Annotated in this window: 9 protein-coding genes and 2 pseudogenes; 3 read left to right on the forward strand and 8 right to left on the reverse strand. The window is 66.6% G+C overall.

Features of this window, described 5'->3' with window-relative positions; translation table 11 throughout:
- Nucleotides 1–416, reverse strand: a 416-nt coding sequence (locus AB3X43_RS11215; protein WP_369429929.1) for a ribulose bisphosphate carboxylase small subunit, incomplete at its 3' end; no start/stop codon positions are given.
- Between the two features lie 21 nt (nt 417–437).
- Nucleotides 438–1,907, reverse strand: coding sequence for a form I ribulose bisphosphate carboxylase large subunit (locus tag AB3X43_RS11220; RefSeq protein WP_369429930.1), 1,470 nt, complete (start codon nt 1,905–1,907; stop codon nt 438–440).
- Between the two features lie 122 nt (nt 1,908–2,029).
- Here AB3X43_RS11220 and AB3X43_RS11225 point away from each other — a divergent pair, with 122 nt between their 5' ends.
- Entirely contained in the window at nt 2,030–2,992 is a 963-nt protein-coding gene (locus AB3X43_RS11225; protein ID WP_369429931.1) for a LysR family transcriptional regulator, read from the forward strand.
- Nucleotides 2,993–3,104: 112 nt separating this feature from the next.
- Here AB3X43_RS11225 and AB3X43_RS11230 read toward each other — a convergent pair.
- A pseudogene (locus tag AB3X43_RS11230) lies at nt 3,105–3,647 on the reverse strand (transposase); the annotation flags it as partial.
- Nucleotides 3,648–3,702: 55 nt separating this feature from the next.
- Here AB3X43_RS11230 and AB3X43_RS11235 point away from each other — a divergent pair.
- Nucleotides 3,703–4,047: pseudogene (locus AB3X43_RS11235) on the forward strand (Tn3 family transposase); the annotation flags it as partial.
- On the opposite strand, the gene AB3X43_RS11240 reads toward AB3X43_RS11235, so the two are convergent.
- From AB3X43_RS11240 to AB3X43_RS11260, 5 genes are all read right to left on the reverse strand, one after another.
- On the reverse strand, nt 4,037–4,498 hold the full coding sequence (locus AB3X43_RS11240; RefSeq protein WP_369429932.1) for a rhodanese-like domain-containing protein: 462 nt from the start codon (nt 4,496–4,498) through the stop codon (nt 4,037–4,039). The pseudogene AB3X43_RS11235 and the gene AB3X43_RS11240 sit on opposite strands and share 11 nt — an antisense overlap.
- Nucleotides 4,495–5,808 (reverse strand): MFS transporter, encoded by a 1,314-nt coding sequence (locus AB3X43_RS11245; protein WP_369429933.1) that lies wholly within the window; start codon nt 5,806–5,808, stop codon nt 4,495–4,497. Before AB3X43_RS11245 ends, AB3X43_RS11240 begins: the two co-directional genes overlap by 4 nt.
- Nucleotides 5,809–5,823: 15 nt before the next feature.
- Nucleotides 5,824–6,477, reverse strand: a complete 654-nt coding sequence (locus AB3X43_RS11250; protein WP_369429934.1) for an ArsR/SmtB family transcription factor — start codon at nt 6,475–6,477, stop codon at nt 5,824–5,826.
- Between the two features lie 174 nt (nt 6,478–6,651).
- On the reverse strand, nt 6,652–6,951 hold the full coding sequence (locus AB3X43_RS11255) for a CotH kinase family protein (RefSeq protein ID WP_369429937.1): 300 nt from the start codon (nt 6,949–6,951) through the stop codon (nt 6,652–6,654).
- A 5-nt stretch (nt 6,952–6,956) separates the two neighbouring features.
- Entirely contained in the window at nt 6,957–7,448 is a 492-nt protein-coding gene (locus AB3X43_RS11260; protein WP_369429935.1) for a TlpA disulfide reductase family protein, read from the reverse strand.
- A 171-nt stretch (nt 7,449–7,619) separates the two neighbouring features.
- Here AB3X43_RS11260 and AB3X43_RS11265 point away from each other — a divergent pair.
- Nucleotides 7,620–7,941: c-type cytochrome (locus tag AB3X43_RS11265; RefSeq protein ID WP_369429936.1), on the forward strand; the 322-nt coding region annotated here is incomplete at its 3' end.

The raw sequence follows: 7,941 nt of genomic DNA on the forward strand, positions 1-7,941 counted from the left end.
GGCCGGTCGGTCGCGTAGCTGTGCACGCTGTAGCGCAGGCTGCGGCCCTGCACCTCCTGGCGCACAAGGCCGAAGCCGGGCTCCCGGGGAGGCCGGTTGACGATGAAGCTCATCGTGATGCTCTCGACACCGCGCACCGACGAGAAGGCCATCAGCCGGATGTAGTGGTGGGGGAAGGCCTTGCGGCAGTGGTTCAGCTCCATCAGGACGCCGGCGGCATCCTGCAAATCGAACATGGGCATGCCGAACATGTCCCAGTAGGTGTTCCGGGGGTGCGGATCGTCCGTGTACTCGATGCTCCAGGCGTAGCCTTGCCGGAGACCGTAGTCGATCTGCAGCGTGATCTCGGCGTCCGTCAGGTCGGGCAGGAAGCTGAACTGGCCTTGCGTGACGCGGCCGGTCGGGTTGGTCATCATGGTGGAGTGCTCCAGGGTGCTTCAGTTGGATGCCGACGGGGTGACCGCGTAGTCGCTGGTGTCGGTACTGGTGTAGTTGAAGGAGATCTCGCCCCAGGTGTCGAGCGCCTGCTTCAGCGGCGTGCAGGTCAGAGCAGCCCTGCGCAGGATGTCCGGACCTTCGTTGCGGATGTCCTTGCCCTCGTTGCGGGCCTTGACCATGCACTCCAGCGCGACGCGGTTGGCGACTGCACCGGCCTGGATGCCGGCTGGGTGACCGATCGTGCCGCCACCGAACTGCAGGATCACGTCGTCACCGAACAGATCGATCAGCTGGTGCATCTGGCCGGCGTGGATACCACCGCTGGCCACCGGCATCACCTTCTTCATGTCGCACCAGTCCTGGTCGAAGAACAGGCCGCGTGGCAGGTCCTGCTGCGTGTAGCTGTCGCGGCAGACGTTGTAGTAGCCCTGCACCGTCATCGGGTCGCCCTCAAGCTTGCCTACCGCGGTGCCGGTGTGCAGGTGGTCCACACCCGCCAGGCGCAGCCACTTGGCCATCACGCGGAAGCTCACGCCGTGGTTCTTCTGCCGGGTGTAGGTGCCATGGCCGGCGCGGTGCATGTGCACGATCATGTCGTTCTTGCGCGCCCAGTTGGCCATGCTCTGGATGGCGCTCCAGCCGATCACAAGGTCGAGCATGATCACCACGGACCCGAGTTCCTTGGCGAACTCGGCGCGCTCGTAGATGTCTTCCATCGTCGCGCCGGTCACGTTCAGGTAGCTACCCTTGACCTCGCCGGTGGCAGCACTCGCCTTGTTGACGCCGTCCATCACATACAGGAAGCGGTCACGCCAGTGCATGAAGGGCTGCGAGTTGATGTTCTCGTCGTCCTTCATGAAATCGAGTCCGCCTTTGAGGCCCTCGTAGATCACGCGGCCATAGTTGCGGCCCGACAGGCCCAGCTTGGGCTTGGTGGTGGCGCCCAGCAGCGGGCGGCCGAACTTGTCCAGACGCTCGCGCTCCACCACCAGCCCGGTGGGTGGCCCTTTGAAGGTCTTGACCAGCGCCACCGGCATGCGGATGTCCTCCAGCCGGGCCGCCTTCAGCGGCTTGAAGCTGAACACGTTGCCGATCAGGCTGGCTGTGATGTTGGCGATCGAGCCTTCCTCGAACAGGATGATGTCGTAGGCCACCCAGGCGAAATACTCGCCAGCCCGACCCGGCACGGGCTCGACCTTGTAGGCCTTGGCGCGGTAGCTGTCACAGGCGGTCAGGCGGTCGGTCCACACCACCGTCCAGGTCGCGGTGCTCGACTCGCCCGCCACGGCCGCCGCCGCCTCGACCGGGTCCACGCCATCCTGCGGCGTGATGCGGAACAGGCACAGCGTGTCGGTGTCCTTGGGCACGTAGTCGGCGTCCCAGTAGCCCATCTGGCGGTATTTCAGGACGCCGGCGCTGTAGCGCTTCTTCGCGTCGGTGATGACGCCGAGTTCGACCGGTTCGTTCATGGCTTTGTCTCCTGCGGTGGGTGTATGGAGCCCACTGTAGGAAGACCGATGGATAAGGTAAATTCACATCTTCTTGATTTTCAATTCAGATTGACTGAATCAGAAAGGCCTGGGCACGCACGATGAAAAACCTGACCCTGCGCCAGCTGCGCGTCTTCGCCGAGGTGGCGCGCGAACTCAGTTTCGTGCGCGCCGCCGAGCGGCTGCACCTGACGCCCCCGGCGGTGACGATGCAGGTGAAGGAGTTGGAAGAAGCCATGGGGCTGCTGCTGTTCGACCGCCAGGGTCGCAAGGTGTCGCTGACCACGGCGGGCGAGTACTTCCTGGTCTATGCGCGCCGGGTTCTGGCAACGCTGAGGGACGCCGAAGTGGCCATGGCCCGCCTGCGCCACCTCGACACCGGGCGCCTGTCGATCGGGATGGTGGCTACGGCCAAGTACTTCGTGCCGCGGATGCTGGTGCGCTTCCGCGACGAGCATCCGGGCATCGAGACGCAGTTGCGGGTGGGGGCCAACCGGGAAGAGCTGGTGCGGCTACTGGAAGCGGGTGACGTGGATCTGGCCGTCATGGGCCGCCCGCCGCGCGAACTGGTCTGCCGCGCCGAGCCGTTCGCGGCGCACCCGCACGTCTTCGTGGCACCGCCGGGCCATCCGATCCTGCAGTCCGGCCATCCACCGCTGTCGGCGCTGGCGCACTACCCAATGCTGGTCCGCGAACCCGCGTCCGGCACGCGTGCGCTGATGGACCGCTTCTTCCAGGACCACCGGATCGAAGCCCGTATCGCCATGGAGATGCCCAGCAACGAGACCATCAAGCAGGCCGTGATGGCCGGCATGGGGCTGAGTTTCCTCTCGCTGCACACGATCGGCTTGGAGCTGCGGGTCGGCGAGCTGGAGCTAGTCCATGTGGAAAACTCGCCGGTCATTCGCACATGGAACGTGGTGCACTTGCAGTCGCGCGTGCTGTCACCCTCGGCCGAGGCCTTTCGCTACTTCATTCTGGAAGAGGGTGAACACCACCTGGCCGCACACGATCGGCCATGGCTGGAGCCGGTCGCACACGCGACAGCGACCCCGCAGGGTTGAGCCTCAGGGACCAGACGCATCAAAACACCGCCACGGCCACCTGCACCCCCAGCACCCCGAACCACGTTTTCCCGCCCACGCTGACCCGGTCGAACGCCCGCTGCGTGTTGCCCTTGGCGTCGACGGCGGTCACCCCGCAGGTAGTGGCATCTCTGCGTGTCATAGGCACCGCCTCCTCGGCTGGAATCTGCCCGAGCAGCTCTCGCCAATCGGCGCATCCCCCACGCCGTTGTCCGTCACCTCGATCGCCCGGATCTCCAGCGTCTCGGCGTCGATCCCCAGGTGAACCTTGCGCCACTGCCACCGGTACTCCGCCTCGGCTCGGCCGGGCCGTGATCTGCACCTCCAGACGCTTCTGGCGTCGGCTGACCGTGCTGTAGTCCGGTGCCTGCCAGTCCAGCCCCGACAGCCCCAGCACGCTCTGCACGAACCCCTGCGTCTGGCGCAGCGGCAGCCCCAGCAGCACCTTCATCGTCAGGCCGCATTGCACCGCCGCATCGCTGTAGGTCGCCGGTCGGCCCGGCTTGCCGCTGGACGGCACCTGCCACGCCATCTCCCGGTCCAGCCACACCGTCAGCGCTCCCCGCGCCTTCAGTGCCTGGCTGTAGACCTTCCAGTTCGTCGTCTTGTACTTCTGCTGGGCCGGCTTGCGCATCCCCGTCAGCCTACGTCACTGCGCCATCACCGGTCGGCAGGTCGGGTTGTACAGCAAAGCCCATGCCGGGCTGAACAAGGGAGAGTCCCGCAACGCGCTGGCCCGTGCCGTCTTCTTCGGTCGGCGGGGAGAGAACCGAGACCGCGACTTCGAGCAGCAGCGTTGGCGGGCCAGCGGGCTGACGCTGATGACGACGGCCATCGTGCTGTGGAACACACGGTCTACCTGACGCGGGCAGTCGCCGCGCTGCGCAGCCATGGCCAAGTGGTGGACGACACGCTGTTGCCACACCTATCACCTCTGGGGGGGGGTGGAACCACATCAACCTGACCGGGACTACGTCTGGCGCGGCGAGGGGCCCGGCAAGGGACGGTTCCGGCCGGGTCGCGTTATTTTGCCGCCGTCATGGCAGATGCTTTCCAGGCCCCGAAGCCACCATGCAGGATGCGCACGTTCTCGAACCCCGCCATGCGCAGCGCCATCGCCGACTGGGCCGAGAACGAGCCCGTGTTGCAGTACGCCAGGATCAGCCGGTCCCTGGGCAGCGACGCCCGCTCGGCGAACACCTTGCGCCACTCGATGTTCACAGCACCAGGGATGTGCTCCTTGGCAAACTGACCCGCGTCACGCACGTCGAGGATGTGGAACTTCTTCCAGTCCCCGGCGGGAATCTGCTCGGCCATGATGGTGCCACTGTTGTAGTCGCTGAACTCGAAATAGGTCTCCAGCGCTTCAGTGGTGGCCTTGTCAAGCTGGGCATGGGCCAGGAGCGGCAGCCCGCCGAGCAGGGCAGCACAGGTGACCGCAAGGGCCAAGGTCTTGGTTCGGTGAGCCACGGTCATCAGGTTCATGGGTTGTCTCCAGCAAGGTCAATCGATACAGCAGGGGCCGGGTTGAGCCGTGGGTGGGTTTCTTCACCCCAGCGCCACAGGACAGCACCGGACAGGAACATCGCCACGGCCACGAACGAGAACGCGGTCTCGATCCGCCCGCCCAGCACCGCCGCCGCCCCCAGGCCGAGCGCGCCCAGCCCGTAGCCCAGGTCGCGCCAGAAGCGGTAGAGCCCGATGGCCGAGGCCCGCCACGTCGGGTGCGCGATGTCGGCCACGGCGGCGCTCAGGTTCGGGTACAGCATCGCCATGCCCAGCCCGGCCACCGCCGCCGAGGTGCTCCACCAGAGTGAACCGCTGCCCAGCGGTAGCAGCGCCACGCCCGCACCGCACAGCCACATGCCCGCCACGTTGAGCCCGTGCCGCCCGATCCGGTCGGAGAGCCGCCCGGTGAAGAACTGTGCCCCGCCCCAGGTGAAGCCGTAGACCCCCACGATCCAGCCGATGCCCGGCAGGCTCACCCCCTGCTGGTGCAGGTAGACCGGCCAGAAGACCCAGACCAGCGCATCGACGAACTTCTCGACCAGCCCGGCCTGGCACAGCGCCGCCAGCCGGCGGTCCTTCCAGCTCACCAGCGCGAAGAGTTCGCCAGTGGTCGGATGAGCGCTCACCCCGGTCGGATAACGCGGCCGCAATCCTGCCGCTGCAGCCACAGCGGCATGGCCCTTCGCCTCCGCCTGAGCCCACGGCAACGTCTCGACCACGGCCTGCCACGCCAGCACGGTCGCCAGCCCGATCACCGCCATGCCGACCCACAGCAGGCCCTGTCGCGGCCCCAGCCACGTGGCGGCGTAGCCCGTGGCGACTCCGGCGATGGCGACGCCCACGTAGCCCGAGAACTCGTTGAGGCCGATGACCAGTCCGCGCTGATCGGCCCGCGTGAGATCGAGCTTGGCGGTCTGCGTCATGGACCAGGTCAGCCCCTGGTTCACGCCCAGCAGCACCGTGGCCGCGACGATCCAGCCCCACGACGGCGCCCAGGCCACCAGCAGCGGAATCGGCAGCGCTGCCGCCCAGCCGATCAGCAGCACCCGACGACGCCCGATGCGCTCGGCCAGCCGGCCGGCGACGAAGTTCATCGCCCCCTTGACGAAACCGAAGGCCACGACGAACGCCACCAGCAGCATGAACGAGCCGCGCGGCACGCCGAACTCGGACTCGGCCAGCGCCGGCACGACGTTGCGCATCATGCCGATCGTCATGCCGACCAGCAGCACCTGCAGCAGGTGGTGCAGCACCTGGACAAGGTTGGCGCGCAGGCCGAAGTGCATGGCAGAAACCCGCCATCAGGCGGCGACCGGCAGCCCGCGGGCACGCCATTCGGCCACGCCATCGGTCAGGTGGATCGCGTGGTAGCCATGCTGGCGCAGCAACTCGACCGCCTCCTTGGCCATCAGGCAGAACGGCCCCCGGCAGTACGCGACCACCGGCAGATCCGGCGGCAGTTCGGCCAGACGCTGCCTGAGTTCATTCACGGGCAGCGATCGGGCATGCGGCAGATGGGCTGCGGCGTATTCGGCCTCAGGGCGCACGTCGAGCACGACCACCTCGCCCCGGGCCGCTCGCTCCAGCAGGGTCTGGCGGTCCATGCCCTGGAGTTCCTGGCCGTGCTCGACCAAGCTCGCCAGTGCGACCTGGAGTTCCACCAGCCGCTCCTCGGCTTCGGACCGGAGACTCACCCACAGGTCGGCCACGCTATTGCTGGCCAGTCGGTACAACACGTACTTGCCGTCCTTGCGCGTCTCGACGAGGCGAGCCTGCCGCAATTCCTTCAAGTGCGCGCTGGCGAGCTTGACGCTGATGTCAGCCTGAGCTGCCAGGGTCTCGACGGTCTTCTCTCCCTGGCACAGCAGCTCGATCAACTCCAGCCGTTTCGGGCTGGCCATGGCCCGGCCGATGCGGGCGACCTGCTCGTAGAGGTGGTTCTTGATCTCTTTCATACCAACATTCTAGTGTTAATTAGAATGTTGTAGGCCATGGGGTGAATCACCCCGGGCTCTGCAGCGGCCCGCCATTTTTGCCTGGTGGGCTCAGGCGAACGAACAGCAGCCGATGCCGCACGGCTGTTCAATGCCCACCCCTCCACCATTGCCAGACTGCTGGCCAAGGCCAAGCTAGGTTCGCAGGCTTGGCGTACGATTTTGCAGGAAGTAGCACTTGTCGCTGCCTTTTGGTTGATAGAGCGCGAAGTTCTGCGACAGGGTGTCGCGGTTGCCCATGAGCACGCTGGCGGCAAGCCAAGTGAGGTGGTTGCTGCGGTCAAAGTACTGGCCGAAGACGGCGGCGAAGTCGGTCGCCGGGTCGTTCAGCGCCGTGAGCATCGTAAGCAAGCGGCTGTGGTTGCCGCTGTCCGCCTCCAGCGGCAGGACTTCTGCGCCCCCAGCCGCGACGAGCGGCCACGCAGGCGCTGGCAGAAGGGTTAATCAGCGCTTGAGGTGACGGCCCATTTCACCAGCTCCCGCACATCGTCTTCGGCCATCTCACCCGGGATCACCTCGCGCAGCACGCCCTGGCAGTCGATCACGCAGGTCATCGGGTAACTGCGCCGGGCGGTCAGCACGGCACGCAGCGGGGCCCAGTCCATCGTCACGGGGAAGGTGTAGCCCTGGCGTGCAAGATAGGCCTCGACCGGCGCCACCTCGCGGTCGAGTGCCGCGCCGATCACGGTCAGCGGCAGCGCGCCGATGTGGCGCGCGAGCTGGTCGAGCCGCTGGTTGTGGCGCTGGCAATAGCCGCAGTCGGTGGCGAAGAAGGTCACCACCACCGCTCGGCCGCGCAGCTGTTCGGCCGCGACGGTGCGACCGTCCAGCAGCCGCACCGTCGGCCACGGCACGAGCTGGCCGACCGGCGTGGGCGCAGGGGCCATCGCCGCGGCCGCCAGCGGCCCCAGCACCCAGGGCCAGGCCAGCAATTGCGCACACGCTCGGCGCCGGTCCGGGCCTGCACCGGTTCTGGTTCGTCTGCGGTCTGTCGTCATGCGCGTCGCCTCCACACCCGAGTCTCCAGGGAAACCACTAAATTCGTATACAGTGATATTTAAGACACTATAGCGCTGAATTCAAAGCCCTGAGGAACGTGTCCCATGACCCGAGCAAGCGTCTCCATCCGCTGGCTGAGCGGCGTACTGCTGTGCAGCGTCAGCCTGCTGTCCACCACCGCGGCACACGCCAAGGATCCGGAACGACTGCGCCTGCGCGCCCTGGCTGCCACCTGCGCCCAGTGCCACGGCACCGACGGCCGGGCAGTGCCAGGTGAGGCACTGGTTCGTCTGGCAGGTCTGCCGCAGGACTACATCCTGTCCCAGCTGATGGCTTTCCGTTCCGGCGAGCGCAAGGCGACGGTCATGCACCAGATCACCAAGGGCTACTCCCAGGAGCAGCTCGAAGCGCTGGCGAAGTACTTCG

Source organism: Sphaerotilus sp. (assembly GCF_041083715.1).
Lineage (GTDB): Bacteria > Pseudomonadota > Gammaproteobacteria > Burkholderiales > Burkholderiaceae_C > Sphaerotilus.